26 protein-coding genes are annotated in these 25679 nt (G+C 71.0%); 15 read left to right on the top strand and 11 right to left on the bottom strand.

Annotated elements, in window-relative coordinates; all coding sequences use genetic code 11:
- From ABT08_RS01535 to ABT08_RS01520, 4 genes are all read right to left on the bottom strand, one after another.
- Positions 1–953: phosphate ABC transporter substrate-binding protein PstS (locus ABT08_RS01535; protein ID WP_288113770.1), on the bottom strand; the 953-nt coding region annotated here is incomplete at its 3' end.
- A 129-nt stretch (positions 954–1082) separates the two neighbouring features.
- Complete coding sequence (locus ABT08_RS01530) at positions 1083–2018, bottom strand: NUDIX hydrolase (RefSeq protein ID WP_056519162.1); 936 nt, start codon at positions 2016–2018, stop codon at positions 1083–1085.
- Positions 2015–4174: an RNA degradosome polyphosphate kinase gene (locus tag ABT08_RS01525; RefSeq protein ID WP_048809303.1), complete on the bottom strand. Its 2160-nt coding sequence runs from the start codon at positions 4172–4174 to the stop codon at positions 2015–2017. Before ABT08_RS01525 ends, ABT08_RS01530 begins: the two co-directional genes overlap by 4 nt.
- 98 nt (positions 4175–4272) lie before the next feature.
- The gene (locus tag ABT08_RS01520; RefSeq protein WP_045246763.1) at positions 4273–4971 is read right to left on the bottom strand and encodes a response regulator transcription factor; all 699 of its coding nucleotides are present in this window, start codon (positions 4969–4971) and stop codon (positions 4273–4275) included.
- Between the two features lie 119 nt (positions 4972–5090).
- Here ABT08_RS01520 and ABT08_RS01515 point away from each other — a divergent pair, with 119 nt between their 5' ends.
- The 4 genes from ABT08_RS01515 to ABT08_RS01500 all read left to right on the top strand — a co-directional run bounded on the left by ABT08_RS01515 (position 5091) and on the right by ABT08_RS01500 (position 8350).
- Positions 5091–5378, top strand: a complete 288-nt coding sequence (locus ABT08_RS01515; protein WP_045246762.1) for a hypothetical protein — start codon at positions 5091–5093, stop codon at positions 5376–5378.
- A 169-nt stretch (positions 5379–5547) separates the two neighbouring features.
- Positions 5548–6150 (top strand): nitrobindin family protein, encoded by a 603-nt coding sequence (locus tag ABT08_RS01510; RefSeq protein ID WP_045246760.1) that lies wholly within the window; start codon positions 5548–5550, stop codon positions 6148–6150.
- A complete protein-coding gene (gene ygfZ / locus ABT08_RS01505) occupies positions 6147–7247 on the top strand; it encodes a CAF17-like 4Fe-4S cluster assembly/insertion protein YgfZ (RefSeq protein ID WP_056210290.1) in 1101 nt (366 codons plus the stop codon). The genes ABT08_RS01510 and ygfZ overlap by 4 nt, the downstream gene beginning before the upstream one ends.
- The gene (locus ABT08_RS01500) at positions 7244–8350 is read left to right on the top strand and encodes an FUSC family protein (protein WP_288113769.1); all 1107 of its coding nucleotides are present in this window, start codon (positions 7244–7246) and stop codon (positions 8348–8350) included. Before ygfZ ends, ABT08_RS01500 begins: the two co-directional genes overlap by 4 nt.
- A gap of 5 nt (positions 8351–8355) precedes the next feature.
- On the opposite strand, the gene ABT08_RS01495 is transcribed toward ABT08_RS01500, so the two are convergent.
- Entirely contained in the window at positions 8356–9186 is an 831-nt protein-coding gene (locus ABT08_RS01495; RefSeq protein WP_045246758.1) for a class I SAM-dependent methyltransferase, read from the bottom strand.
- Between the two features lie 53 nt (positions 9187–9239).
- Between ABT08_RS01495 and ABT08_RS01490 the strand changes: the two genes are divergently transcribed.
- Complete coding sequence (locus ABT08_RS01490; protein ID WP_045246779.1) at positions 9240–9989, top strand: phosphoglyceromutase; 750 nt, start codon at positions 9240–9242, stop codon at positions 9987–9989.
- Between the two features lie 54 nt (positions 9990–10043).
- On the opposite strand, the gene phoU is transcribed toward ABT08_RS01490, so the two are convergent.
- Positions 10044–10703, bottom strand: a complete 660-nt coding sequence (gene phoU / locus ABT08_RS01485; RefSeq protein WP_045246757.1) for a phosphate signaling complex protein PhoU — start codon at positions 10701–10703, stop codon at positions 10044–10046.
- Positions 10704–10872: 169 nt separating this feature from the next.
- On the opposite strand from phoU, the gene ABT08_RS01480 reads away from it, so the two are divergent.
- Both ABT08_RS01480 and ABT08_RS01475 read left to right on the top strand, forming a co-directional pair.
- Positions 10873–12105: a sensor histidine kinase gene (locus ABT08_RS01480; protein WP_048809299.1), complete on the top strand. Its 1233-nt coding sequence runs from the start codon at positions 10873–10875 to the stop codon at positions 12103–12105.
- Positions 12102–12785 carry a response regulator gene (locus ABT08_RS01475; protein WP_045246756.1) on the top strand — a complete coding sequence of 228 codons (684 nt, stop codon included), beginning with the start codon at positions 12102–12104 and terminating at the stop codon, positions 12783–12785. Before ABT08_RS01480 ends, ABT08_RS01475 begins: the two co-directional genes overlap by 4 nt.
- A gap of 78 nt (positions 12786–12863) precedes the next feature.
- On the opposite strand, the gene ABT08_RS01470 is transcribed toward ABT08_RS01475, so the two are convergent.
- Positions 12864–13385 (bottom strand): DNA modification methylase, encoded by a 522-nt coding sequence (locus ABT08_RS01470; RefSeq protein ID WP_288113766.1) that lies wholly within the window; start codon positions 13383–13385, stop codon positions 12864–12866.
- 148 nt (positions 13386–13533) lie between these two features.
- Between ABT08_RS01470 and ABT08_RS01465 the strand changes: the two genes are divergently transcribed.
- Both ABT08_RS01465 and ispD read left to right on the top strand, forming a co-directional pair.
- Positions 13534–14016, top strand: coding sequence for a CarD family transcriptional regulator (locus tag ABT08_RS01465; RefSeq protein WP_045246754.1), 483 nt, complete (start codon positions 13534–13536; stop codon positions 14014–14016).
- Between the two features lie 19 nt (positions 14017–14035).
- Positions 14036–15223, top strand: coding sequence for a 2-C-methyl-D-erythritol 4-phosphate cytidylyltransferase (gene ispD / locus ABT08_RS01460; RefSeq protein WP_288113765.1), 1188 nt, complete (start codon positions 14036–14038; stop codon positions 15221–15223).
- 16 nt (positions 15224–15239) lie between these two features.
- Here the strand turns inward: ispD and ABT08_RS01455 are convergent, their stop codons facing one another.
- Positions 15240–15704 (bottom strand): GNAT family N-acetyltransferase, encoded by a 465-nt coding sequence (locus ABT08_RS01455; protein WP_048809297.1) that lies wholly within the window; start codon positions 15702–15704, stop codon positions 15240–15242.
- 2 nt (positions 15705–15706) lie between these two features.
- The gene (locus ABT08_RS01450; protein ID WP_288113763.1) at positions 15707–16627 is read right to left on the bottom strand and encodes a DMT family transporter; all 921 of its coding nucleotides are present in this window, start codon (positions 16625–16627) and stop codon (positions 15707–15709) included.
- A 55-nt stretch (positions 16628–16682) separates the two neighbouring features.
- Here ABT08_RS01450 and cysS point away from each other — a divergent pair, with 55 nt between their 5' ends.
- A complete protein-coding gene (cysS, locus tag ABT08_RS01445) occupies positions 16683–18071 on the top strand; it encodes a cysteine--tRNA ligase (RefSeq protein WP_056210285.1) in 1389 nt (462 codons plus the stop codon).
- Positions 18068–19072, top strand: coding sequence for a 23S rRNA (guanosine(2251)-2'-O)-methyltransferase RlmB (rlmB, locus tag ABT08_RS01440; RefSeq protein WP_045246749.1), 1005 nt, complete (start codon positions 18068–18070; stop codon positions 19070–19072). Before cysS ends, rlmB begins: the two co-directional genes overlap by 4 nt.
- Positions 19073–19147: 75 nt before the next feature.
- Here rlmB and ABT08_RS01435 read toward each other — a convergent pair whose 3' ends face one another.
- Together ABT08_RS01435 and ABT08_RS01430 are read right to left on the bottom strand one after the other, a co-directional pair.
- Positions 19148–20182 carry a ketopantoate reductase family protein gene (locus tag ABT08_RS01435; protein ID WP_056210283.1) on the bottom strand — a complete coding sequence of 345 codons (1035 nt, stop codon included), beginning with the start codon at positions 20180–20182 and terminating at the stop codon, positions 19148–19150.
- Positions 20183–20223: 41 nt separating this feature from the next.
- Positions 20224–21243, bottom strand: a complete 1020-nt coding sequence (locus tag ABT08_RS01430) for a ketopantoate reductase family protein (RefSeq protein ID WP_288113762.1) — start codon at positions 21241–21243, stop codon at positions 20224–20226.
- A gap of 126 nt (positions 21244–21369) precedes the next feature.
- Here ABT08_RS01430 and ABT08_RS01425 point away from each other — a divergent pair, with 126 nt between their 5' ends.
- Genes ABT08_RS01425 through ABT08_RS01410 form a run of 4 tightly spaced genes read left to right on the top strand, consistent with a single transcriptional unit; the run spans position 21370 to position 25618 of the window.
- Positions 21370–22800, top strand: coding sequence for an amidohydrolase family protein (locus tag ABT08_RS01425; RefSeq protein WP_056210279.1), 1431 nt, complete (start codon positions 21370–21372; stop codon positions 22798–22800).
- Between the two features lie 9 nt (positions 22801–22809).
- The gene (locus ABT08_RS01420; protein ID WP_056210277.1) at positions 22810–23121 is read left to right on the top strand and encodes a Dabb family protein; all 312 of its coding nucleotides are present in this window, start codon (positions 22810–22812) and stop codon (positions 23119–23121) included.
- 5 nt (positions 23122–23126) lie between these two features.
- On the top strand, positions 23127–24185 hold the full coding sequence (locus ABT08_RS01415; RefSeq protein WP_249352719.1) for a zinc-dependent alcohol dehydrogenase: 1059 nt from the start codon (positions 23127–23129) through the stop codon (positions 24183–24185).
- Positions 24182–25618, top strand: coding sequence for an amidohydrolase family protein (locus tag ABT08_RS01410; protein WP_056210275.1), 1437 nt, complete (start codon positions 24182–24184; stop codon positions 25616–25618). Before ABT08_RS01415 ends, ABT08_RS01410 begins: the two co-directional genes overlap by 4 nt.
- Positions 25619–25679: the final 61 nt, after the last annotated feature.

The raw sequence follows: 25679 nt of genomic DNA, 5'->3' as shown, positions 1-25679 counted from the left end.
GTGATCGCGTAGGAGAGCAGCGGGATCGGGTAGGTGTCGGCGGTGAGCTTCGAGTAGTCGAAGACCTGCGACAGGTCGCCGGCCACACCGTTGGACTTGGTGGTCGCCGCGACCGCGAAGGTCTTGGAGACGGCCTCGGCCGAGTACGAGATGGCGGTGCCGCTCTGGATGATCGAGGCGGCGGTCAGCGAGCCGATGCCCGAGTGGTCGGCGTAACCGATGGTGCCGTTGCCCGACTTGACGGCGCCGACGACGCCCGAGGTGCCCTTCTGGAGCGACACGTTGCCGGTGATCGGCCATGCCGAGCCCGCCTTGTGCGTCCACACCGACGGTGCGGTGCCCACGAGGTAGTTGGTGAAGTTCTGGGTGGTGCCGGAGCCGTCCGAGCGCGCGACCGTCGTGATCGGGCCGGCGGGGAGGGCGGTGCCGTTGTCGGCGGTGATGGCCGGGTCGGACCAGTCGGTGATCTCCAGCGCGAAGATCTTGGCGATGGTGGTCGCGCTGAGCTTGAGGCTGGTGACGCCCGAGATGTTGAAGATGATCGCGACACCGTCGAGGTAGATCGGCAGGTTCACGCCGCCCTCGGTGCACAGGGCAGCCGACTTGGTGGTCTCGTCGGCCGACAGCGGAGCGTCGGAACCGGCGAAGTCGTAGGCGCCGTTGAGCCAGTTGGTGCGGCCGCCACCGGAGCCCTGCGACTTGTCGTAGTTGATCGTGACGTTCTTGTTGGTGGCGTTGTAGGCGGTGATCCAGGCGGTCTCCGCGTTGGCCTGCGCGCTCGAGCCACCGGCGGTGATGGTGCCGGAGAGCGTCGTGTCGATGGTCGAGGTCACGCCGGCGGCCGAGGCCGACGCCGAAGCGCCGCCGTTCGAGCCCGACGACGAGCAGCCTGCGAGTGCGATCGCGGCAACGGCGGCGAAGGCGCCGACCTGCGCAATGCGGGTGATCTTCACTGTGGAATCCTCACGTTTATCGGGTGTGCCCGGTGCATGGGCACGCCTGACGGTAAACGTCGGCCCTTAAGCGACGGCGGTGCACAGGTGAACAACGGGTGAACGTGGCCTGTGCGCCCGCCGCCCGCATCAGAGTGCGGGGGTGTGCGTCTCGATCGCCGCGATGCCGGCGCCGGGGTTCGTCGCGGACAGGTGCACGACCGAGAATCCGCCCACGGGGAGCGCCGATGCGCTGCCGAGGTAGGCGCCCCGCAGCGTGCCCGTCGCGAGTGCGAGCTCGGCGAGAATGTCGGGGAGCACGGGGCCGTGGCTGCAGAGCACCGCGGGCTTGCGGGAGCGCACCCGCTTGCCGATGACCGTGCGGGCGTCGCTGCGCCCCTCCTCCCAGAGGTCTTGGCTGATGAGGGGCGTCGTGCGCACGTCGCGCTCGAGGGCGGCGGCGAGCGGCGCGACGGTCGCGAGGCAGCGCACCGCCGGACTCGAGACGATCCGTCGCACCCCAAAGCTGCGCAGCGGCCCCACGAGCGCCTCGGCCTGGCGCGCGCCGCGGTCGGTGAGGGGTCGGTCGGCGTCCTCGCCCTTCCAGCTCTCGCGAGCGACGGCCTTCGCGTGGCGCAGGGCGATGACGGGGAAGGTCTGCAGCACGCCGCGATCGACGAAGTCGAGGAACTTCGTGACGATCTCGACGTCGACCGGGTAGCTGAGGTATCCGAGCGCGCGCTTCGGGGTGACCCACTCGAGCGCCGCGATCTCCTTGTTGGGCACGAACGCGCTCGCGCGGATCGCGGCATCCGTCGCCTCTGCCGCCCAGTAGTGCACGACCTTCTCGCGCCGGCTCGGCAGGTGGTAGCGCGAGACGCCGACGGGCACGCCGAGCGCGACCTTGATGCCGGTCTCCTCGAAGATCTCGCGCACGGCCGTCTCCAGCAGGCTCTCTCCGGGGTCGAGCTTGCCCTTGGGCAGGGTCACGTCGCGGTACTGCGTGCGATGGATGAGCAGGATGTGCAGGCGCCCCTCGACGAGGCGCCACACCACGCCGCCGGCCGCGTAGACGGTCGTCGTCATCGGGTCGCGCGCGGACGACGTCGCTTCTGCACGGCGGTCATCGTCGCCTCTTGGAGATCGAGCAGGGGCTTGCCCTCGGCGTCGCGGCTGCGCCGCGTCCAAACGCCGTCCCCGCCGAGCCACCAGGAGCTGGTCGACTCGCTCATGGCGAGGTCGAACAGGTCGGTGAGCTCGGTGAGCTGGGCGGGCGCCGTGACGCGCACGAGCGCTTCGACCCGGCGATCGAGGTTGCGGTGCATCATGTCGGCGCTGCCGATGTACACCTGCGGGTCGCCGCCGTTCGCGAACGCGAAGATGCGGGAGTGCTCGAGGTAACGCCCCAGGATCGATCGGACCGTGATGTTCTCGCTCATCCCCTCGACGCCCGGCTTGATGCTGCAGATGCCGCGCACCCACACCTCCACCGTCACGCCCGCGTTGCTGGCCTGGTAGAGCGCATCGATGATCTGCTCATCGACCATCGAGTTGACCTTGATGCGCACCGACGCGGGCTTGCCCGCGAGGGCGTGCCGACGCTCGCGGTCGATGAGGCGCAGCAGCCCCTTGCGAAGGTGCAGGGGTGCGACGAGCAGGCGCTTGAACTTCTTCTCGATCGCGTACCCGCTGAGCTCGTTGAACAGACGCGTGAGGTCGCCGCCGACCTCGTCGCTCGCGGTGAACAGGCCGAAGTCCTCGTAGATGCGGCTGGTCTTCGGGTTGTAGTTGCCGGTGCCGACGTGGCTGTAGCTGCGAAGCACCCCGCCCTCCTCGCGGATGACGTGCACCAGCTTGCTGTGGGTCTTCAGCCCGACGAGACCGTAGACGACGTGCACGCCGGCCTTCTCGAGCTTGCGCGCCCAGATGATGTTGTTCGCCTCGTCGAAGCGCGCCTTCACCTCGACGAGCGCGAGCACCTGCTTGCCCGCCTCCGCCGCGTCGATGAGCGCCTGCACGATGGGGCTGTCGCCCGAGGTGCGGTAGAGCGTCTGCTTGATGGCGAGCACCTGGGGGTCTTTCGCCGCCTGCTCGAGGAAGGCCTGCACGCTCGTCGCGAACGACTCGTAGGGGTGGTGCACCAGCACGTCGCCCTTGCGGATCGCCGCGAAGATGTCGGGGCGCTCGTTGTTGTCACCGGGCTGGAACGCGATCGCGGTCGTCGGCACGTGGGGTGCGTATTTGAGGTCGGGGCGGTCGATCTTGGACAGGTCGAACAGGCCGCGAAGATCGAGCGGCGCGGGCAGCCGGTAGACCTCCTGCTCGGTGATGTCGAGCTCGCGCAGCAGCAGGTCGAGCGTGACCTCGTCCATGTCGTCGGCGATCTCGAGGCGGATCGGCGGGCCGAAGCGGCGCCGCATCAGCTCGGCCTCGAGGGCCTGGATGAGGTTCTCGGTCTCGTCCTCCTCGATCACCACGTCCTCGTTGCGGGTGAGTCGGAAGGCATGGTGGTCGACGATCTCCATGCCCGGGAAGAGGTCGGCGAGGTGGTTGGCGATGAGGTCTTCGAGAGTGAGGTAGCGCACGCGCTCACCCGGCACCTCGACGAAGCGCGGCAGCATCGGCGGCACCTTCAAGCGCGCGAACTCCTGGCGTCCGGTGCGGGCGTTGCGCACCCGGATGGCGAGGTTGAGGCTGAGGCCGGAGATGTAGGGGAACGGATGCGCCGGGTCGACGGCGAGCGGCATGAGCACCGGGAACACGTGGGCCTGGAAGTACCCGTAGAGCCGGCCCTTGTCGGCGTCGCTGAGATCGTCCCAGCTGACGATGTCGATGCCCGACTCGCTGAGGGCGGGCTTGACGTGGTCGTTCCAGGCGCGTGCGTGCCGCACCTGCAGCGCGTGGGCGGCGGCGGAGATGTCGGCGAGCACGTCGATGGGCGCGCGTCCGACGTTCGTCGGCACGGCGAGCCCGGTCATGATGCGTCGCTTGAGCCCGGCGACGCGCACCATGAAGAACTCGTCGAGGTTCGAGCCGAAGATCGCGAGGAAGTTGCTGCGCTCGAGCACGGGCAGCGCCGGGTCCTCGGCGAGCTCGAGCACACGCTGGTTGAACGAGAGCCAGCTCAGCTCGCGGTCGAGGTAGCGGCCCTCCGGAAGCTCGGCGACGGACTCCTCGACGATCTCGTCGAAGTCGTCGTCATCCGAGTCGCCCAGACCAGCGTCGAGCACATCCTGATCCATCACCTCTTCATCATGTCAGCAGGAGGTGACGCCCGTGTGAACGGTTTTCCGACGGGCCGTCCGAGCGGGACGCGGCGGATCGTGAGCGGATGCCGCGGCTACGCGCGGGCGCCCGGCGCCGTCGCGGGCAGCTGGTCGTCTTCGTACACGTTGAAGCGGTACCCGACGTTGCGCACCGTGCCGATGAGCTGTTCGAGGTCGCCGAGCTTCGCGCGCAGACGCCTCACGTGCACGTCGACGGTGCGGGTGCCGCCGAAATAGTCGTAGCCCCAGACTTCGCTGAGCAGCTGCTCGCGCGTGAACACCCGCGACGGGTGGGTCGCGAAGAAGTGCAGCAGCTGGAACTCCTTGTAGGTGAGATCGAGCGGCTTGCCGTGCACCTTCGCCGAGTAGGAGGATTCGTCGATCGTGATGCCGGAGGTCTGGATGCGCGAGGAGACCTGATCCTTGGAGAGCCGGCCGATCGCGAGGCGGATGCGCGCATCGACCTCGGCGGGTCCGGCGGTCACGAGGATCACATCATCCACTCCCCAGTCCGTCGAGACGGCGGTGAGTCCGCCCTCGGTCACGATGAGGATGAGCGGAGCGTCGAGTCCGGTCGTCGTCAGGATCTTGCACAGCGACTTCGCGCCGACGAGGTCGGATCGCGCGTCGACGAACACCACGTCCGCGCTCGGCGCGTTCACGAGCTGGGCGGGCTCGGCGGGGATCTGCCGGGTGCGGTGGCTCAGCAGCTCGAGGGACGGCAAGATGGGCGTACTGCCCTGCGCCGAACTCAAGATGAGCAGCTGTGCCATGCAACCTCCCGGCCCTGCGGCCACGTGTGCCCCAATCCTAGGCGCTTCGAGGGCGCGGCTCGCGCGGGCGTCCGCCGTGCGGGATGCGCGCGTGAGCGCGCGTGGGTGAGAATGATCGCGTGAGCTCTCCCGAACTGGCGCCGCCCCGCTCGACCGCGGGCATCGTGACCGTGTGGGTCGTGGCCCTCGTGGCGGGCATCGTGGTGTCCGTCCTCGCGCCGGACGGCTGGCGTTCCGCGGGGATCGCGTTGGTGCTGGCCGGATGCCTCGTGCTGTCGTTCGTCGTGCAGCTCGTCGGCGGACGTCCGCACCGGTTCATCCAGCGCATGGCGATCAGCGTCGCCGGGAGCTTCCTCATCCTGGGCGCGGTAAGCCTGGTCGTCGCGATCGTCGCCGTCTTCCCGTAACCAGGGCGCGGCCGGGTGCGAAGGGGGCGACTAGACTGGGCGGCATGGATCTCGTCGCGCTCGAACTGTTCTTCGTGGGCCTTCTCGGACTCGCGTCGCTGGCCATCGTCTTCGTGTCGGGCGTGGTGCTGAAGAACCTCTTCCGCGGCCAGCGCTGACGGAGTCGGTCGTGATCGACATCCCGACCGAGCTCCCCGCCGACCTGGTGCCATTGTCGTGGCTCATCGGAGCCTGGCAGGGCACGGGTGTCATCGACTACGAGGCATCCGGTCATCGTTTCGAGGGCGAGTTCGAGCATCGCGTGACGTTCGCCCATGACGGCGGCGATGCGCTGACTTACACCGCGCACGCGTGGCTTCTGCAGGGCGAGACCCGCGTGCCGCTCGTGGCCGAGACCGGGTTCTGGCGGCTCTCGCGACCCGCGACCGACGGCGACGCCGGGCCGGGGCTGCTGCCGCCGACCGCGCTCACCGAGCCCCGAACGGCCGACGACGTGGAGGTCCTGCGCACCCCCGAAGGCGGGTTCCCGATCGAGGTGGTGCTCGCGCACGCCGACGGCATCAGCGAGCTGTACCTCGGACAGATCCGCGGACCGCGCATCGACATCGCGACCGACGCTGTCGTGCGCGGAGCGGGCGCGAAGCACTACGCCGCCGCGACCCGCATGTACGGGCTCGTCGACGGCCACCTGCTGTGGGCATGGGATGTCGCGGCCCTGGGCACCGAGCTGTCCTCGCACGCGTCGGCGCGGCTCGCCAAGGCCGACGCATGAGCGCCGACTGGTCGCAGGTGCCGGCGGCGGTGCTCGACGAGGCGGGCGTGCTGCAGCACGTCGGCAGCCCCCTGCGGGAGCAGCGCACCCTGCGCGACGGCCTCGCCATCGTCCCTCGTGCCGACCGTCGGGTGCTCGCCGTTCCCGGTGAGGACCGACTCAGCTGGCTCGACTCGATCTCGACGCAGGCGTTGAAGACCCTCGCGCCGGGTGAGAGCAGCGAGCTGCTCGTGCTCGACCCGCAGGGGCACGTGGAGCACGCGGCATCCGTTCTCGACGACGGCGAGACCACGTGGCTCATCGTCGACGCGGCCGATGCCGAGCCCCTGCTGACGTTCCTGCTGCGCATGCGGTTCCGGCTGCGCGTCGCGCCCCGTGATGCGAGCGACGAGTTCGCCGTGATCGGATGCCGCGCCCCCGCGCTCGCGCACCTCGAAGCCGCGTCGCCGGCGGGCGTGCGTCTCGTGTGGCGCGATCTGTGGCCGGAGATCGGCATCGGCGGTGTCGGCTACGCGGCCGACGAGGATCATCCGGGCCACGGCTACGGCGCGATCGAGGTGCTCGTCACCCGGGAGACCGAGGCCGCGCTCGTTCGCGCTGCGGCGGCCGGCGAGATCGCCGTCGCGGGCGTGCTCGCCGCCGAGGCGCTGCGCATCGCCGCCTGGCGGCCCCGGTGGGCGGCCGAGATCGACGAGCGCACGATTCCGCACGAGCTCGACTGGCTGCGCACCGCGGTGCATCTCGACAAGGGCTGCTACCGCGGGCAGGAGACGGTCGCGAAGGTGCACAACCTGGGGCATCCTCCCCGCCGGCTCGTCTCCGTGCAGCTCGACGGCAGCGACGCCGTGCTTCCCGCGGCGGGAGCGGAGGTGCGCGTCGGTGACGCCGTCGTCGGGCGTCTCACCTCGGTGGCACAGCACGTCGACGACGGTCCGATCGGGCTCGCGGTGGTGAGCCGTCGCGCCGACGTCGCCACCCCGGCGACGGTGGACACCCCCGACGGACCCGTCGCCGCCGCACTCATCGAGATCGTCCCGCGGGACGCGGGGGCCGCGGCATCCGTGCCCCGCCTCACCCGGCTCTCGCGCCGCACGTGAGCGGCGAGCCGCCGTCGATCACCGCACCGATCGCGGTGGGCTGGCGGGCCCGACTCGATCCCGCTCCCGCGCTTCACCGCGTGCGCGGCTCCCTCGTGCCGATCACCCAGATCGTGGTCGCTGTCGTGGTGTCGTTCTCGGTCGCGCATTTCGGCATCGGGCATGCCGCGCCGCTCCTGGCGGCGACGGTGCCGATCTCGAGCCTCGGCCTCGTGCGCGACGCGCGCCCGCGGCTCGTGCTCGAGACGGTCGTGGGGATGCTGTTCGGCATCCTGGTGTCCGAGCTCATCGTGCTCGTGGCCGGGATCGGCTGGTGGCAGCTGGCGATCGCGATGTTCGTCGCCATGGCGATCGCGCGCTTCATCTCACCGCGGCCGGGGTTCGCGATCGCGGCGGCGACGCAGTCGGCGATCGTGATGATCCTGCCGATCACGGTGCCGTTCACCCGGCTGCTCGATGCGGCGGTCGGCGGCGCGGTGGCGCTGCTCGTGACCGCGCTCGTGCCGCGCAGCACCCGCCGCACCGAGCTCGCCGACGCGCAGGCGACGTTCGCGGGGTTCACCGCGGCCGTCGACACGGTCGTCGCGGGACTTCGCGCCGGCAGCCGTGAGCGCGCCGACCGTGGGCTCGAGAAGGCGCGCGCGTTGGGCGGCGCGATCTCCGCCTGGGGCGCCGCACTCGAGTCGAGCGCGGAGATCGCCCGGATCTCGCCGTTCCTGCGACGCCAGCGGGAGGAGATCGCCCGCCATGCGCGGGTGCAGCGCGCCATGGACCTCGCGATCCGCAACCTCCGCGTCGTCGCCCGGCGCTCCGCCTACCTCGTCGACGACGGGATGCCGCGCCCGCTGGCCGCGGACGTGCTCGCCGAGATCTCGACGGCGGCGGGGCTGGTGCGCCTCGCGCTCGACGACATCTCGTACGAGCCGGCCGCGCGCGACGTGCTGCGGGCGGTCGCGGGGCGCCTCGACCCCGCCGCGCTGCTGCCCGACGCGGCCCTGGGCGACCACAACCTGCTGGCGTCGCTGCGCCCGCTGCTGGTCGACCTGCTCGTCGCGACCGGCATGCCCGAGGCCGACGCCCGCGGCGCGATCCCGCGCATCTGACGTCGTCAGCGAGCGGATGCCGCGGGCGCCACAGCCGACCACGGCACCGTGACCTCGCCCAGCCGCCAGCGCGAACGCGCGAGCAGGGGAGTGCCCGAGCGCGCGAGCGCGTCGAGCGCGGCCCGCCAGCGCTGCTCGGCGCTGAAGGTCGCGAGCGGTGCCGCACGCGTCCACTCGCGGTCGAGCGCGGCGAACAGGGCGTGCACCGCCTCGCCGGGAACGTTGTGGTGGATCAGCGCCTTCGGCAGGCGCTCGGCGGCGATCGACGGTGCCTCGAGTCCGGCGAGGCGCAGCGAGATCGTGAGGGTGCGGGGGACGGCGTCCGCGCCGAGCTCGACCCACGTGCACACCCGGCCGATCTCGTCGCACGTGCCGTCGACGACGACGCCGCGCGGGTCGAGCCGGGACGCCATGAGCGACCAGGCGGCCGCGACATCCGCCTCGTCGTACTGCCGCAGCACGTTGAACGCGCGGATGACCGCGGGCGGCCGCGGGGCCCGCGCCTCGAAGCCGCCACGGGCGAACGAGACCCGCGCATCGGCGGGGAACGAGGTGCGTCCCGCCCGCACCGCGGCGAGCTGCGCGTCGGCGCGCGCCACGCGCTCCGGATCGATCTCGATGCCGAGCACCTCGACACCCGGATGCGCCCGCCGCAGCCGCGACTCCAGCTCGAACGCGGTCACCCCGCTCGCCCCGAAGCCGAGGTCGACGACCAGGGGTTCCTCGACCTGCCGCAGCGCCGGATGCCCCGCGATCCAGCGGTCGACGCGCCGCAGCCGGTTCGTGCCGGTCGTGCCGCGCGTCGCGTGCCCCACGGGCTTCGCGGACGGGCTCATCCGACCATGATCGCAGGCCGGGGAGGGGCATCCGCGCTCGATATCATGGGGGCATGACCGCGCCTTACACGCTGATCCTGCTCCGCCACGGGCAGAGCGAATGGAACGAACTGAACCTCTTCACCGGCTGGGTCGATGTGCGCCTGACCGACCAGGGCAAGGCCGAGGCCGCGCGCGGCGGGCGACTCCTCGCCGAGGCCGGCATCCTCCCCGACGTGCTGCACACGTCGCTGCTGAGCCGCGCCATCCAGACCGCGAACATCGCCCTCGACGCCGCCGACCGCCTCTGGATCCCGGTGACCCGCTCGTGGCGCCTCAACGAGCGTCACTACGGCGCCCTGCAGGGCAAGGACAAGGCCGCGACGCTCGCCGAATACGGCCAGGAGCAGTTCATGCTGTGGCGCCGCTCGTTCGACGTGCCGCCGCCCCCGCTCGCCGACGACGACGAGTTCAGCCAGGTTGACGACCCGCGCTACGCCGGTATCGACGGCGACGTGCCCCGCACCGAGTCGCTCAAGCTCGTCATCGACCGCCTGCTGCCGTATTGGCACGAGGCGATCGTCCCCGACCTCCGCGCCGGCAAGACGGTGCTCGTCACCGCCCACGGCAACTCGCTGCGCGGACTCGTGAAGCACCTCGACGGCATCAGCGACGCCGACATCGCCGAGCTCAACATCCCCACCGGCATCCCGCTGGTCTACCGCCTCGACGAGAACCTCGTGCCCCTCGGCCCGGGCGAGTACCTCGACCCCGAGGCTGCCGCCGCCGGTGCCGCCGCGGTCGCGAACCAGGGCAACAAGTAAGCGACACGAAGGGGGCGGATGCCGCGGCATCCGCCCCCTTCGTCGTGTTCGCGCTCAGTCCTCGATGGAGTCGGCGGTCCAGTCGCCCGTGGCGAGGTAGACCATCTTCTTCGCGATCGAGACCGCGTGGTCGCCGAAGCGCTCGTGGTAGCGGCTCGCGAGCGTGGCGTCGATCGTCGCCGACGCCTCGCCCTTCCACGAGTCGCTGAGCACCTTCTCGAAGACGCTGACGTGCAGCTCGTCGAGCTTGTCGTCCTCGTTGCGGATGGCCTCCGCGAGGGCGAGGTCGCGCGTCTCGAGCAGGGTGGTGAGCTTGCGCGCCAGGTCGACGTCGATCTCGCCCATCTTGGTGAACGTGCTCTTCAGGCCCTTGGGGATCGCACGGTCGGGGAAGCGCATGCGGGTCAGCTGCGCGATGTGCTCGGCGATGTCGCCCATGCGCTCGAGCGACGCGCTGATGCGCAATGCCGAGACGACCATGCGCAGGTCGGTGGCGACCGGCTGCTGGCGGGCGAGGATGTCGATCGCGAGCTCGTCGAGCGCGACCGCCTTCTCGTCGATGATGGTGTCGTTGTCGATGACCTCTTCGGCCAGGGCGACGTCGCTCGTGCCGAACGCCGTCGTGGCCTTCTCGATGGCTTCGCCGACAAGGCCGGAGATCTCGACGAGACGCTCACGCACCTCATCGAGCGACTGCTGGAATACCTCGCGCATGGATGTTGACCTTCCTGTCGGGGAGGGGCGGCGCGGGGCCGCAACCCGCCCGATTGTCGTCACCGAAGGTTAACGATCGGTTCCCGACGCATGAATAATCCCATGTCCTCGCCCGGGACGGCGCGAGACGGGCCGGTGGGATGTTTCCGAGCGTTCTACTCTGGGACACATGCAGGACACGCCGCTGGCGCTGCTCGCGCTCGCCACCGGAGTGGTCATCGGGGGCGTGATCGCCGCGCTCATCGCCGTCGCCATCAGCGCACGTCGCCGTGCGTTCGAACAGGCGTCGCTCGACGTGCCGCCCGGTATCTCCGACGTGCTGGCCGCCATGGACGACGCCGCCGTCGTGGTCGACGGCGGCGGCACCGTGCGCGCTGCGTCGCTCGCGGCCGCGGCGTTCGGCATGCGGGTGGACGACCACCTGGTCGATGAGACCCTCCGCCGCCTCGCGCGCTCGGCCCGCGAGGCCGGGGCGTCCGCGGCATCCACCCTCACGATCCGCCGTGCGGCGCCGCCCGCTGAGGAGCGCCTGGTGTCGGCCCGTGCCACGCAGGTATCGCCCCGGCTCGTGCTGATGGTGATCCGCGACATCACCGAGCGCGAGCGCGTCGAGCAGATGCGCCGCGATTTCGTCGCCAACACGAGTCACGAGCTGAAGACGCCGGTCGGCGCTGTCACGCTGCTCGCAGAGGCCATCGAATCCGCCGCGGAGGACCCGGACCAGGTGCGCAACTTCGCGGGCCGGCTCTCGGCGGAGGCCGCCCGGCTCGCCTCGCTCACCTCGCGCGTCATGAACCTCTCGCGCCTGCAGTCGGCGGACGAACTCAGCGAGCGGCGCGACAGCTCGGTCGACAGCATCATCACCTCGGCGATCGAGGCCAACGCGACGTCGGCGGATGCCGCCAAGGTGACCCTCGTCCGCGGGGGCGAGCGTGGCATCTACGTGCACGGCGACTCGCAGGTGCTCGCCGAGGCCGTCAGCAACCTGATCTCCAATGCGATCGCCTACTCACCGGCCGGGTCGAGCGTGGGCATCGGCGTCAAACGCGTCGAGGGAACGGTCGAGATCGCCGTCGCCGACCGCGGCATCGGGATGTCGCCCGAGGACCAGGAGCGCATCTTCGAGCGCTTCTTCCGCAGCGACCAGGCGCGCTCCCGCCGCACCGGCGGCTCAGGGCTCGGCCTCGCGATCGTCAAGCACGCCGTGCAGCGCCACGGCGGCGAGGTGCGCGTGTGGTCGCGTCTCGGTCGCGGTTCGACCTTCACCATTCAGCTGCCTGCTGTCGCCCCGCCCGCCGATGCCCCTCTCGATCGCGGAGCGGGCGTCGCCGGGGTGCGCACGCCCGCACGCCCCGAGCCGGTGGCCGCCTGGACACCCCCGTCGAACGGAAAGAAGAAATGACCCACGTGCTTCTCGTCGAGGACGAGCCCGACCTCGCCGACCCGCTCGCGTACCTGCTGCGACGGGAGGGCTTCGAGGTGGAGATCGCCGAGGACGGCCAGGCCGCGCTCACCGCGTTCCGCGAGCGCGCCGCCGACATCGTGCTGCTCGACCTGATGCTGCCGGGCATCCCCGGTACCGAGGTGTGCCGTCAGCTACGCGCGACGACGCAGGTGCCGATCATCATGCTGACCGCGAAGGACAGCGAGGTGGACATCGTCGTGGGGCTCGAGCTCGGCGCGGACGACTACGTCACCAAGCCCTACTCGACGCGCGAGCTGCTCGCCCGCATGCGGGCGGTGCTGCGCCGCTTCGCCCACCTGGAGGCGGACCTCGACGAGCACGTCCTGAGCGGGGGTCGGGTGACCCTCGACATCGACCGGCATACCGTGGCCGTCGACGGGCGGGAGATCGCGATGCCCCTCAAGGAGTTCGAACTCCTCGAGGTGCTGATGCGCAATGCCGGCCGTGTCATGACCCGCGGCCAGCTCATCGACCGGGTGTGGGGCACCGACTACTTCGGTGACACCAAGACGCTCGATGTGCACATCAAGCGCATCCGTTCGCGCATCGAGGCGGCCCCCGGCGACCCGGAGATGCTCGTCACCGTGCGCGGGCTCGGCTACCGATTCGAGGCGTGACAGACCCGGCGCCGCACGTCTGTCGGAACGAGGAAGGCCGGGGAGCTCACGCTCCCCGGCCTTCCTCGTCGTGAGGGCTCAGTTGCTCGCCGACGGCGTCGGAGCCGGGGTCGGCACGAGCGTCGAGAGGTAGCTCAGCTGTCCGGTCAGCACAGGGGTCTCCACGCGGGCGCCCTCGCCCGTGCCGGACTGGAAGTAGATGGACACCGTCGACCCGGGGGCGGAGTCGAGCGGGGAGATCGGCAGCGGCGCGGTCGAGCCGGTGACGAGGCTGAGGGTGGATCCGGCCGAGACCAGGATGGCCGTCTTCACCGCGCTCGAGCCGTCGCCGACGGTGACGTTCAGCACCTCACCGCTGTCGGTCGGGTTCACGACGGTGGCGACCAGGTTGCCGTTCGCGCCCGACGAGTCGGCGACGACCAGCACGTTGCGCACAGCGAGGGGTCCGCTCGACGCGGGGACGTTCACGCCGCCCGACGGGGCGTAGTCCTTGTCCATCGACTGATTGGTCGTCTCCTGGGGAGTCAGGAACGTGCATCCCGTCGTTCCGAGGACGACGAGTGCGCCCACTGCCAGCGACGCGATCAGGCGCGTTTTCACGGTACCTCCCAGGGTGAAGACAGACGTCAGCATTCTATGCGGTGCGGCGCGTAGCTCCCGACCGTGAGGCGGCGCGCGATACGCGGCGGCGAACCTTAGCGCACGATCCCGTGTGGTAGACTGGCCGACGCCGAAAGGACATAACTCCATGCTTTTTGAGGTTGGCGAGACGGTCGTTTACCCCCACCACGGTGCGGCGACGATCGCGGAAGTGAAGACCCGAGTCATCAAAGGCGAAGAAAAGGTCTATCTCAAACTCCGAGTCACCCAGGGCGATCTGACCATCGAGGTTCCGGCCGACAACGTCGACCTCGTCGGCGTTCGCGACGTGATCGGCAAGGAAGGCCTCGAGCGCGTCTTCGACGTGCTGCGTGCCCCCTTCACCGAGGAGCCCACGAACTGGTCCCGCCGTTACAAGGCCAACCTCGAGAAGCTCGCCTCCGGCGACGTCATCAAGGTGAGCGAGGTCGTGCGCGACCTGTGGCGTCGCGACCAGGACCGCGGTCTCTCGGCCGGCGAGAAGCGCATGCTCGCAAAGGCGAAGCAGATCCTCGTCTCCGAGCTCGCGCTCGCCGAGAAGACCGACGAGGAGAAGGCCAGCGTCCTCCTCGAAGAGGTCCTCGCCTCCTGACCCCCGCATCGGGACGCTCGTGATCCATCCTGCGCCCCGTCGGGCGATCATCGTGGTCGCCGCCGGCTCCGGAACGCGGCTCGCCGCAGGCGCTCCGAAGGCCTTCGTGGGCCTCGGTGCGCACACGATCCTCCGACACGCCCTCGACGGGGTGTTCCATGCCCCCGAAGCGCAGGTCGTCGTCGTCGCCCCGGCAGATCGTGTCGGCGAAGCCGAGACCGATGCCCGCCTGGCGGCAGGCGACCGGTCCGATCTCGTGACGGTCGTCGCGGGGGGCGCCACCCGCCAGCAGTCGGTCGCCGCGGGCCTCGCGGCCCTCTGGGGCGATGTGGAGGTCGTGCTCGTGCACGATGCGGCCCGCGCCCTCACGCCGCCCGAGGTGTTCGCCCGCGTGTTCGCCGCGGTGGATGAGACCGGCTGGGGGATCGTTCCCGTGCTTCCGGTCATCGACACGATCAAGCGCGTCGACGGCCCGCACATCACGGGCGGAGTCGATCGTGCCGAGCTCGCGGCCGCGCAGACGCCGCAGGGGTTCCGACGCGACATCCTCACTCAGGCCTACGCCCTGGCCGACCGCGACCACACCGACGACGCCGCGGTGGTCGCCCAGGCCGGCCACCAGGTCGGCGTCGTCGACGGCGACGCGGCGTCGTTCAAGATCACGACGCCCGAAGACCTCGCGCGCGCCGAGCACCTTCTCCGGAGCGCACCGGGGCCCGCGGCGACCGACCTTCCCCGAATCGGACTCGGCACCGACGTGCACGCGTTCGGGGGCGACGGCGAACTTTGGCTCGGCGGCATCGCGTGGCCGGGTGAGCAGGCGCTCGCGGGGCATTCCGACGGCGACGCGGTCGCGCACGCGATCGTCGACGCCCTGCTGGGCGCCGCGGGACTCGGTGACATCGGCACGCACTTCGGCACGTCGCATCCCGAGTACGCGGGCGCCCACGCCGACGTCTTCCTCGCGCGCACCCGTGCCCTGATCGGCGAGGCGGGCTGGCGGGTCGGCAATGTGTCGGTGCAGCTGCAGGCCAACCGCCCGCGCATCGGTGCCCGCCGAGCGGAGGCCGAGACGGCGCTGTCGGCGGCGCTCGGCGGCGCGCCGGTGACGCTGTCGGCAACCACGACCGACGGGCTGGGGTTCCCCGGGCGCGGTGAGGGCGTGCAAGCGATCGCCGTCGCGCTGATCGTGCCGGCGCGCTTCTGAGCGCGCCCACCGGGCGTCAGAGCGTGCGTGTCATGAAGATCGAGAACGGGTCCTCGCGGTAGTCGCCGAACGGCCCGGTGACAGCGAAGCCTTCGCTCTCATAGAGCCGCACCGCCGGGAGGAAGTCCGGGGTGCTTCCGGTCTCGAGCCACAGCGAGGAGAAGCCCCGGCTGCGCGACTCGGCGATCAGGTGCTGCAGCAGCGCGCGCCCGATGCCACGCCCCAGGAACGCGGGCGCGACCCGCATCGACTTCAGCTCGCCCGAGACGTGGTCGATCGTGCGCAGCGCGCCGATGCCGGCGAGCTCGCCGTCGACGCGCGCCGCGAAGAACGAGATCGACGGATGCCGCAGCGCGCCCAGGTCGAGAGCGTGCACGCTCTCCGCGGGCGAGGTCGCGTGCATACCGTCCAGGTGCGCGACGATGAGCGCCTGCACGTCGGGCGAGGACAGGTCGTCGGGGAGGATGCTCAACGTGGTCACCGTCACGCCTCCGCTGCGAAAGGACGCGGTTCGCGACGGGCGCGCGATCCGGCGCTGAGCAGCACGAGTCCCGCCGCCAGCACGCACAGCCCGATCACGCCGCCGAGCGTGAGGTGCTCGCCGAGTACGAGGATGCCGAGAAGCGTCGCCGTGAGGGGCTCGGCGAGTGTCAGGGTCGCGGCGGTGGCCGCCGACATCCGCTCGAGACCCCAGGTGAACAGCACGTATGCCACCGCGATCGTCGCCACCCCGAGCCAGAGGGCCATCGCGGCGCCCCGGGGATCGGCGAGCCACGCGAACGAGGCGAACGGCACCATCGCGAGAGCCGCGAGCGCCGAGGTGAGTCCCATGGCGCCCGCGACGGTGAACGGATCCCAGCCGTCGTCCATGAGCCGCCGCTGCGCGTTCGCGTACATCGCGAACGCGGCCCCGGCGCCGACGGATCCCACGACGCCGAGCGGGTCGACGGCCCCGGTGCCCTCGCCGCCGAGCGTGATGATCGCGACCCCCGCGAGCGCGAGCACCGTCGCCACCAGCCACACCGGTCGCGGGGCGCGTCGGCGCAGCATCCATTCGAGCAATCCCGCGAGGACGGGGGCGGACCCGAGGGCGACGACCGTGCCGATCGCGACGCCGTTGCGCGAGGTGCCGAGGAAGAACAGCGGCTGATAGCCGGCGAGGCAGACGCCCGTGACCACCATGAGCAGGACCGCGCGCCGCGAGAGCCGGGGATTGCGGATGCCGCGGCGCGCCCGCGCCCGCGCCGCCAGCGCGAAGCCGGCCACCGCCAGCACGGTGCCGCCGACGAGCAGGCGCATCGCGCCGACGCCGAGCGGGGTGGTCCCCGCCGGGCCGAGCGCCTGCGATGTGCCGGTCGTGCCGAACAGAACGGCGGCGGCGAGGACGGCGAGAATGGCGGGCACGTCATCAGTTCTACCGGCTCCGGGGCGCGCGCCCGTGCGCCGGTAGGCTGGGACGGTGACTGTGAGGCTCTACGACACCAAGGCGCAGGCGTTGCGCGACTTCGTGCCGATCGACCCCTCCCACGTCACGATGTACGTCTGCGGCCCGACCGTGCAGTCCGGCCCCCACATCGGTCACGTGCGCGCGGCGCTGAGCTTCGACATCCTCCGTCGCTGGCTCGCGCACCGCTACGGCCGCGTCACCTTCGTGCGCAACGTCACCGACATCGACGACAAGGTGATCGCCAACGCGTCGGCTGCCGAACCCTGGTGGGCGCTGGCGTACCGCATGGAGCAGGAGTTCGCGGCCGCGTATGCCGCGGTCGGCATCCTCGCACCGACGTACGAGCCGCGTGCGACCGGCTCGATTCCGCAGATGATCGAGCTCATCGAGACGCTGATCGCGCGGGGGCACGCCTACGTGGCCCCCGACGGCTCAGGCGACGTCTACTTCGACGTGCGCTCGTGGCCGTCGTACGGCAGCCTCACCCGGCAGGGCCTCGACGCGATGGAGGCGGCCGCCGACGCCGACCCGCGCGGCAAGCGCGATCCGCACGACTTCGCTCTGTGGAAGGGCGCGAAGCCCGACGAGCCCGCCGACGCCACCTGGGGTGCGCCCTGGGGTGCGGGTCGCCCCGGGTGGCATATCGAGTGCTCGGCGATGTCGCGCCGCTACCTGGGCGGCGCCTTCGACATCCACGGCGGCGGACTCGACCTGCGCTTCCCCCATCACGAGAACGAACTCGCCCAGTCGACGGCCGCAGGCGACGCGTTCGCGACCTACTGGGTGCACAACGGCCTGGTGACTGTCGAGGGCCAGAAGATGTCGAAGTCGCTCGGCAACTTCGTGCTCGCCGCCGACGTGCTCGCCGAGCGTCCCTCGCTCGTCGTGCGCTACGCGCTCGCCGCCGCGCACTACCGCTCGAGCCTCGACATCTCCGACCGTGCGTTCGACGAGGCCGCCGCCGCGCTCGACCGCATCGCCGCCTTCCGCACGCGGGCGCTGCGCACCCTCGGCGAGGTGCCCGACGCCGTGCTGCCCGCCGCCTTCGGCGCGGCCCTCGACGACGACCTCGGCGTGCCGCAGGCGCTCGCCGTGCTGCACGAGACCGTCCGGACCGGCAACGCCGCACTCGACGAGGGCGATCGGGATGCCGCGGCCACCGCGGCCGGCGCCGTGCTCGCGATGACCGCGGTGCTCGGCCTCGACGCGCCCGCCCCCGGCGCCGGGCAGGGGGCCGCGGCATCCGCTCTCGACGTGCTCGTGCGTCAGCTCATCGACCAGCGCGCCCAGGCGCGCACCGACAAGGACTGGGCGGCCGCCGACCGCATCCGCGACGCGATCGCGGGAGCCGGCATCGCCCTCGAAGACACTCCCGACGGAACCCACTGGAGCATCGAATGACCAAGCCAGCAGGACGACCCGGCGCACGCAAGTCGCTGAAGAAGGGCGCCGTCAAGGGATCGGGCGGCCAAGGCCGCAAGGCTCTCGAGGGCAAAGGCCCCACCCCCAAGGCCGAGGACCGCGCCTGGCACGTCGCCGGCAAGCGCAAGGCGGCGCAGGAGCGCTACGCCGCCGCGGGCGGCAAGGGCAAGCCCGGCCAGCGGATCGCCGGCTCGAACCCCAACCGCGGCGGGCGCCCGAAGCAGAGCGACGACACCGAGACCGTCACCGGCCGCAATTCGGTGCTCGAGGCGCTGCGCGCACGCATCCCGGCGACCGCGTTCTACATCGCGCAGCGCGTCGAGATGGACGACCGCGTCAAGGAGATGCTGTCGATCGTGTCGCACCGCGGTATCCCCGTGCTCGAGGTCACCCGGCCCGAGCTCGACCGCATGGCGGGCTTCGACGGCGTGCACCAGGGCGTCGCGCTCAAGGTTCCGCCGTACGAGTACGCGCACCCGCAGGACCTCCTCGAGCAGGTCGTCGGCCGCGGCCAGACGCCGCTGTTCGTCGCGCTCGACGGCGTGACCGACCCGCGCAATCTGGGTGCCATCATCCGCTCGACGGCCGCCTTCGGCGGGCACGGCGTCATCATCCCGCAGCGCCGCAGCGCGGGCGTCAACTCGGCCGCCTGGAAGACGAGCGCCGGCGCCGCCGCCCGGGTGCCGGTGGCGCTCGCCGGCAACCTGACCGCCACGCTCAAGGAGCTCAAGAAGCAGGGCGTGTTCGTGCTCGGTCTCGACGGGGGCGGCGATGTGGCGCTTCCCGCGCTCGAGCTCGCCGACCGTCCCGTCGTGATCGTCATCGGCTCCGAGGGGGAGGGGCTGTCCCGGCTCGTCACCGAGACCTGCGACCAGATCGTGTCGATCCCGATCTCGGCGGCGACCGAGTCGCTGAACGCCGGCATCGCGGCATCCGTCGCGCTCTACCAGATCGCGACGATGCGGGGCGGGGCGGCCTGACACGGCAGGCGGCCCGCGCGGCCGGCGGCCTGACGCAGCCGACGGCCTGGCGGCCCGCCGCGGCCGGCGCGCGCCTCAGACGTGGACGCCGACGCGCAGCAGCAGGTCGAGGTTGTGGCGGCCGCGCTCGAGCTCGCCCGCCTCGATGCGCCGGGCGATCTCGACGACGTGGGCGTTGACCGGGGCGGCCTCGCCCACCCGCTCGAGCACGTCGACGACGAGGCCGTTGACCTCTCGGTACTCCGAGTGGCGGCCCTTCATCCAGTCGTGCAGCACCGTGGTGCGGGTGTCGGGCAGCGAGTACTTGTCGAGCACCTCGCCGAGCAGGTCGGCCGCGTACTGATCGGGACCGGTGACCTGGTCGTGCGTGAGGCCGAAGATGGGCACGAGCGTCGACCCGTCGGCCACGGCGGCCCGCGCCGCCTCCTTGCCGCACTCGATCATGAACTCGTGCACGCCGGGCATCCGCACGGCGTCGAACAGAGTCTCGTCGAGGATGGCCGACGGCACGAGCTCGCCGGCGTTGGCGACGAGCTTCATCCACTTCGACGAGCGGATGTCGGCGGACACCTCCACGACCCCCGCGTGCCGCAGCACCGCCTGCACCTCGTGCGCGCGTGCCTGGGCGGAGGGCACGATGCCGCCCACCGCGAACCACGAGTTCTCGGGCGCGTTCTGGCGGGTCACGACACCGGGCTCGAACATGTTCGAGGCCATCTCGATGACCGCGCCGATCGTGCGCTCGGCGCCCACGATCTCGGCGATGTCGTCGAGCGACATGCCGTTCTGCAGCCCCACCACGAGGCCGTCGGGGGCGAGGTGCGGGGCGATGAGCTCGACGGCCCATCGGGTGTCGTACGCCTTGACCAGCACGAACACGATGTCGAACGGCGCGCGCAGCGTCGCGACCTCGCACAGGTGGAGGGCGTCGACGGGCGTGTTCTGCGTCTCGGTCGGCAGGTGCACGGTGATGCCGTTCGCGCGCATCGCCTCGACGTGGGCGGGCCACTGCTCGATGAAGGTCACGTCGAGGCCGGCACGGATCAGATCGGCGCCGATACCGGCGCCCTGAGCGCCGGTTCCGACGAAGGCGATGCGGGGAGAGGACATGCGTGCTCCTTTGCGACGGGTCAGCTTGACTGTACAGGGTGTTAAGCAATACGCAACAGCGTGAGATTGTCGGGATGCGCCTCGCGCACCCCCTGCTCGATCTCGTGCGCGACGGCGACGATGCGCGCATTGACCGGCGTCGCGACGCCGACGCGCGCGCCCTCGGCGACGACCGTGCCGTTGATGTCGTCGACCTCGCTGTGACGGCCCTTGGTCCAGTCCTGCAGCACCGTGGTCGTGGCCCCGGGGCGCACGAACCCGGTGTAGAGCGTGTCGAGCAGGGTCGAGACGACAGCGTCGGGCCGGCCGAGGTCATCGGCGCTCAGGCCGAAGATCGGCAGGACGTCGCGCCCCGCCGCCGCCCCCACGAGACGCGCCTCCTCGCCCGCGGCGAGCATGACCTCCCGCATGCCCTCCACCAGGACGGCGTCGGCCATGGGGAGCCCGAGGATCGCGGTCGGCACGAGCACCGTCGCATTGCTGATGAGCTTCATCCACTTCGTCGAGAGGATGTCCTCGACCACCTCGACGCGGCCGGCCTCACGCAGCAGCGCGGCGACCTCCTCCTCCCGCCCTGACGCGGCGGAGCGCGGGAGCGCGCCGACCGCGAACCACGACTGGTCGGTGTCGGAATAGCGCGTCACCCGTCCGGGCTCCGTCATCGCCGAGGACACCTCGATGACCGTCCCCATCGTGCGGTCCGCTCCCACCACGTCGGCGATCGCCGCCGTGGACATGCCGTTCTGCACCCCTGCGACGAGGCTCGTCGGCCGCAGGTGGGGACGGATGAGCTGCGCCGCCCAGCGCGAGTCGTAGGCCTTCACGAGCATCAGGACCACATCGAACGGATGCCGCTGCTCCGCGAGTTCGCACAGGTGCAGCACCGGCGGATCGACGTGCACGGTGCGGTGCGGCGTCTCGATCGTCAGGCCGTCGGCGCGCATCGCCTCGACGTGCGCCGGCCACTGCTCGACGAGCGTGACATCGTGTCCGGAGAGCAGCAGGTCGGCACCGATGGAGGCGCCGTTCGCTCCGGAGCCGAGGATGGCGATGCGGGTCATGGGGGTCTCCTTCGACGGCTTCGGCACTGAAGTCTGAATGAACACTCGGGCCCGAGTACTGGACAAATGCCCACATTCGTGGTCAAAGTGTAAATCAACGCTGAACATTCTCGAAGAGGAGAACTCATGAGCGACCCGACCGCCCATGCCGAGGACTTCACGCCCGGCCGGCCTCTCGTCATCCGCAACACCACCGTCATCACCGTCGACACGCCCGGCGTCATCCGCGACGGCGACGTGCTCGTCGTCGATGACCGCATCGCCGCCGTCGGCCCTCGCCTCGAGGTGCCCGACGGCACCGTCGAGATCGACGGCAGCGGCGGCATCCTCATGCCCGGGATGGTGGACACCCACCGCCACATGTGGCAGACGGCGCTGCGCGGCTACGGCGGCGACTGGGCGCTGAGCCAGTACTTCGTCTTCTACTACCTGCAGCACGGCGAGGTGTTCCGTCCCGAGGACATCTACGCCGGCAACCTGCTCAGCGCCCTCGAGTCGGTGGACGTCGGCGTCACCACGACCCTCGACTGGTCGCACGCTCTGCGCACCCCCGACTACGCGGATGCCGCGGTCGCGGCATTCCGGGAGATCCCGGGCAGGTTCGTGCTCGGTTACGGCAACTACCTCGGGGCGCCGTGGGAGTGGAGCGCGGATCCGGCCGTGCGTCGGTGGATCGACGACCTCCCGCGCACCGACCTGCTCGGGCTCGAGCTCGCCTTCGACGTGCCCGACTCCGACGACTTCCCCGAGCGAGCCGCGTTCGACTTCGCGCGCGACCTCGGCATCCGGGTCACCACCCACGCCGGAGTGTGGGGCGCGACCGGAGACGTGGGCATCCGCAACATGTACGACGCGGGCGTCATGACCGATCAGATCACCTACGTGCACTCCGCCAGCCTCGGCGCCGAGAGCTACCAGAAGATCGCCGCGACCGGCGGCACGGTCTCGGTCGCCACCGAGTCGGAGCAGAGCGCGGGCCAGGGGTATCCCTCGACCTGGGAGATCCGCAAGTACGGCATCCCGGCCTCCCTCTCGATGGACACGAGTGTCTGGTGGAGCGCCGACTTCTTCTCGGCCATGCGCGCCACGCTCAGCTCCGACCGCTCCCGCGACCACCTCGAAGCCCACCGCCGCGGTGAGACGGTCAACGTCAACCGGTTGCGCGCCGAGGACGTCGTGTGGATGGCGACCATGGGCGGCGCGCTCTCGCTCGGAATGTCCGACCTGATCGGCTCGATCACGCCGGGCAAGAAGGCCGACCTCGTGCTGCTGAAGAACGATCAGTCGCCCACGATGACGCCGATCCTCAACCCGCACGCGCACGTCGTCTACCAGGCCGGCACCGCCGACATCCACACGGTCGTGATCGACGGCCGTGTCGTGAAGTACCGGGGAACGCGCATCGACCTCGACATCGCGCCCGCCCGCGACGCCGTCGCCGCGTCGGTCGACTACGTGCGCTCCCAGCTCGGCGAGGCCGCCTGGGAGGAAGGGATGCACCCGCCGCTCGACCCCGAAGCCCCCATCGACAACCCCTACCAGTACCAAGAGGACTGACCGCCCGACATGATCCTGCATCTCGCCACCTTCCACTGGAACGACGACGTCACCGACGACGACGTGACCGCGCTCACCGATGCCCTCGCCGGGATGGCGCAGGGCATTCCCGAGCTGCGGGGCTATCGCTGCGGGCCGAACCTGCATCTGCGTCCGCAGGGCGCCGACTACGGCGTCGCCGCTCTCGTCGACGATGCCGCCGGCCTCGACGCGTACCTCGACTCCCATGCGCACGGCGAGGTGTACCGCACCCTGCTCGGACGCATGATCGCCTCGCGCGGCGCCGTGCAGCTCGAGGTGCCCGCCGGGGCGCGACTGTGACCTCGATGCGCGCGGGCGTGCTGCACGCCGCCGGCGATCTGCGCATCGAGGATCGGACCGTGCCCGACCCGGGCCCGGGGGAGGTCCTCGTGCGCGTCTCGGTGTGCGGGGTGTGCGGCAGCGATGCGACGGAGTACGACCGGGGGCCGCAGCTCACCGAGCTGCCCGTCACCCTCGGGCACGAGTTCGCGGGCACGGTGGAGCAGGTGGGCGCCGGTGTCGACCTCGCCGTCGGCGCGCGGGTCGTCTGCGGTGCCGGCATCTCGTGCGGCACCTGCAAGCCGTGCCGCGCCGGCCGCACGAATCTGTGCCGGTCGTACCGCACGGCCGGGCTGCAGCGTGACGGCGGTCTCGCCCAGTACGCGGTCGTGCCCGCCGGCATCCTGCTCGACGTCAGCGCCTCGCCACTCGCGTCCGACACGCTCGGGCTCGCGCAGCCGATGGCGATCGCCGTGCACGCGGTGCGGCGCAGTGGACTCTCGGCCGGCGACGATGCCGTGATCGTCGGAGTCGGAGGGATCGGCGCCTTCCTCACGGTCGCCGCCGCGGCCACCGGCGCGAGGGTGCTCGTGGTCGACCTCAACGCCGACCGTCTCGAGCTCGCCGTGCGCCTGGGCGCACAGGAGACGCTCGTCGCCGGCACCGCCACCCTCGCCGACCGTGTCGCCGAGCTCGGGATGGACGTCGATGTGTTCTTCGAGGTCAGTGGCTCGAAGGCCGGCTGGGAGTCCGTCATCGATGCGGCGCACCCGGGCGCGACGATCGTCCCGGTCGGCATTCAGAAGGGCGAGCCGCCCGCGGCGCTCGCGCACTGGACGCTCGCCGAGCTCACCATCGTCGGCACTGTCGCCCACGTGATGGCCGCCGACCTCCCCGACGCTGTGCGCCTGCTCGAATCCCGCGCCGACTGGAGCGACATCGCCGAGACCGTGCTGCCGCTCGACGAGGTCGTCAGCGGCGGCCTCGTGCCGCTCATCGCCGGTGCGCCCCTCCAGACCAAGACCCTGATCGACCCGTGGATCGACGCGCCCCGCACGGCACGTCACGAAAGGACCCCCGCATGACCGCCCGCACACTGATCCGAGGCGCCGCCGTGGTCTCGATGGACGACTCCATCGGCGACCTCCCCCGTGGCGACATCCTCATCGAGGACGGCACGATCGTCGCCGTCGGACAGGGCCTTGATCAGGTCGACGCGGACATCATCGAGGCCGGGCACATGATCGCGATGCCGGGCATGGTCGACACCCACCGGCACACCTGGCAGACGGCGCTGCGCGGCATCCTCGCCGACGGCAACATCCCCGACTACCTCAGGGGCATCCGCCTGCAGATGGCACCGCGCTATCGCGCCGAGGACATGTACGTCGGCAACTACCTGGGTGCGCTCGACTGCCTGAACGCGGGGGTGACGAGTCTCGTCGACTACTGCCACAACATCCTCGACCCGGACGGCGCGCACGCCGCTGTCACGGGGCTTCTCGACGCCGGCATCCGTGGCCTGTACGGGCACGGCATGACCCCCGTCGTCGAGAACACCTGGTCGGAGAGCCGCGGCGGCGCCGAGTCGGGGGAGGAGTCGGGGAGCTATCCGGCGCGTGCGGCGCTCGCGCGCGAGATCAAGTCGACCTACTTCTCGTCCGACGGCGTGCTGCGGTTCGGCCTCGTGCCCCAGGAGCTCGCGATCACGCCCGCCGCCGAGGTGGTGCGCGAGTTCGCGTTCGCCCGCGAGCTCGGCGCTCGGATGACGCAGCATGCGAACCAGGTGATCGTGCGGCAGCTGTTCTCGGATGTCGCGGTGATGCACCGCCACGATCTGCTCGGCGACGATCTGCTGCTCGTGCACTGCACGTTCAACACGCCCGAGGAGTGGAAACTGCTCGAGGGCACCGGCACGATGGTCTCGGTCTGCGCCGAGACCGAGATGCAGATGGGCATGGGCTATCCGCGTATCGCCGAGGCGACGCGCCATACGCCGGGGCCGAGCCTCGGCATCGACTGCGTGAGCGGCGACGCCGGCGACATGATCTCGCACGCCCGTCTCGTGCTGCAGGCGACGCGGTACCGATCAGATGAGCCCGGCTACGAGCGGATGGTGGCCCCGCAGCAGATGCTGTGGACCACCCGCGACGCGCTGCGCTGGCTGACGATCAACGGTGCGAAGGCGGCCGGCGTGGACGACGTTGTGGGGTCGCTCAGCCCCGGCAAGCGCGCCGACGTGGTGCTGCTCGACATGAGCGGGGTCAGCCAGGCGGGCTGGAACCGGCGGGACCCCGCGGGGGCGATCATCTCGCAGGCCCACGCCGGGCTCGTCGCCACGGTGCTCGTCGACGGTCGCGTCGTCAAGCGCGACGGGCGCCTCGTGCACGTCGACCTCCCGGCGGCGATGCGCCGAATGGATGCCTCGCAGGGCTACCTCTACGACCAGATGGATGCGAACGGCGGCTTCATCCCGCAGCCGCCCATCGACATCCCGCTGTATCGCGAACGCGCCTGACGCCCTCAACTGCGCCAGTTTCAAGGCTCACTGAACATTAGTGTTCAGTGAGCCTTGACAC

Origin of the sequence: Microbacterium sp. SCN 71-21 (assembly GCF_001725695.1) — a bacterium.
Taxonomy (GTDB): Bacteria; Actinomycetota; Actinomycetes; order Actinomycetales; family Microbacteriaceae; genus Microbacterium; species Microbacterium ginsengisoli.
This window is presented reverse-complemented; position numbering and strand designations above follow the sequence as displayed.

Bases quoted from the DNA above. Each gene is read 5' to 3' on its own strand.
- phoU (WP_045246757.1), bottom strand. From the start codon at position 10,703: ATGCGCGAGGTATTCCAGCAGTCGCTCGATGAGGTGCGTGAGCGTCTC.
- ABT08_RS01430 (WP_288113762.1), bottom strand. From the start codon at position 21,243: ATGACCCGCATCGCCATCCTCGGCTCCGGAGCGAACGGCGCCTCCATC.
- ABT08_RS01425 (WP_056210279.1), top strand. From the start codon at position 21,370: ATGAGCGACCCGACCGCCCATGCCGAGGACTTCACGCCCGGCCGGCCT.
- ABT08_RS01530 (WP_056519162.1), bottom strand. From the start codon at position 2,018: ATGACGACGACCGTCTACGCGGCCGGCGGCGTGGTGTGGCGCCTCGTC.
- ABT08_RS01410 (WP_056210275.1), top strand. From the start codon at position 24,182: ATGACCGCCCGCACACTGATCCGAGGCGCCGCCGTGGTCTCGATGGAC.
- ABT08_RS01495 (WP_045246758.1), bottom strand. From the start codon at position 9,186: ATGAGCCCGTCCGCGAAGCCCGTGGGGCACGCGACGCGCGGCACGACC.
- ABT08_RS01475 (WP_045246756.1), top strand. From the start codon at position 12,102: ATGACCCACGTGCTTCTCGTCGAGGACGAGCCCGACCTCGCCGACCCG.
- ABT08_RS01490 (WP_045246779.1), top strand. From the start codon at position 9,240: ATGACCGCGCCTTACACGCTGATCCTGCTCCGCCACGGGCAGAGCGAA.
- ABT08_RS01420 (WP_056210277.1), top strand. From the start codon at position 22,810: ATGATCCTGCATCTCGCCACCTTCCACTGGAACGACGACGTCACCGAC.
- rlmB (WP_045246749.1), top strand. From the start codon at position 18,068: ATGACCAAGCCAGCAGGACGACCCGGCGCACGCAAGTCGCTGAAGAAG.
- ABT08_RS01525 (WP_048809303.1), bottom strand. From the start codon at position 4,174: ATGGATCAGGATGTGCTCGACGCTGGTCTGGGCGACTCGGATGACGAC.
- ABT08_RS01435 (WP_056210283.1), bottom strand. From the start codon at position 20,182: ATGTCCTCTCCCCGCATCGCCTTCGTCGGAACCGGCGCTCAGGGCGCC.
- ABT08_RS01480 (WP_048809299.1), top strand. From the start codon at position 10,873: ATGCAGGACACGCCGCTGGCGCTGCTCGCGCTCGCCACCGGAGTGGTC.
- ABT08_RS01465 (WP_045246754.1), top strand. From the start codon at position 13,534: ATGCTTTTTGAGGTTGGCGAGACGGTCGTTTACCCCCACCACGGTGCG.
- ygfZ (WP_056210290.1), top strand. From the start codon at position 6,147: ATGAGCGCCGACTGGTCGCAGGTGCCGGCGGCGGTGCTCGACGAGGCG.
- ABT08_RS01415 (WP_249352719.1), top strand. From the start codon at position 23,127: ATGCGCGCGGGCGTGCTGCACGCCGCCGGCGATCTGCGCATCGAGGAT.
- ABT08_RS01520 (WP_045246763.1), bottom strand. From the start codon at position 4,971: ATGGCACAGCTGCTCATCTTGAGTTCGGCGCAGGGCAGTACGCCCATC.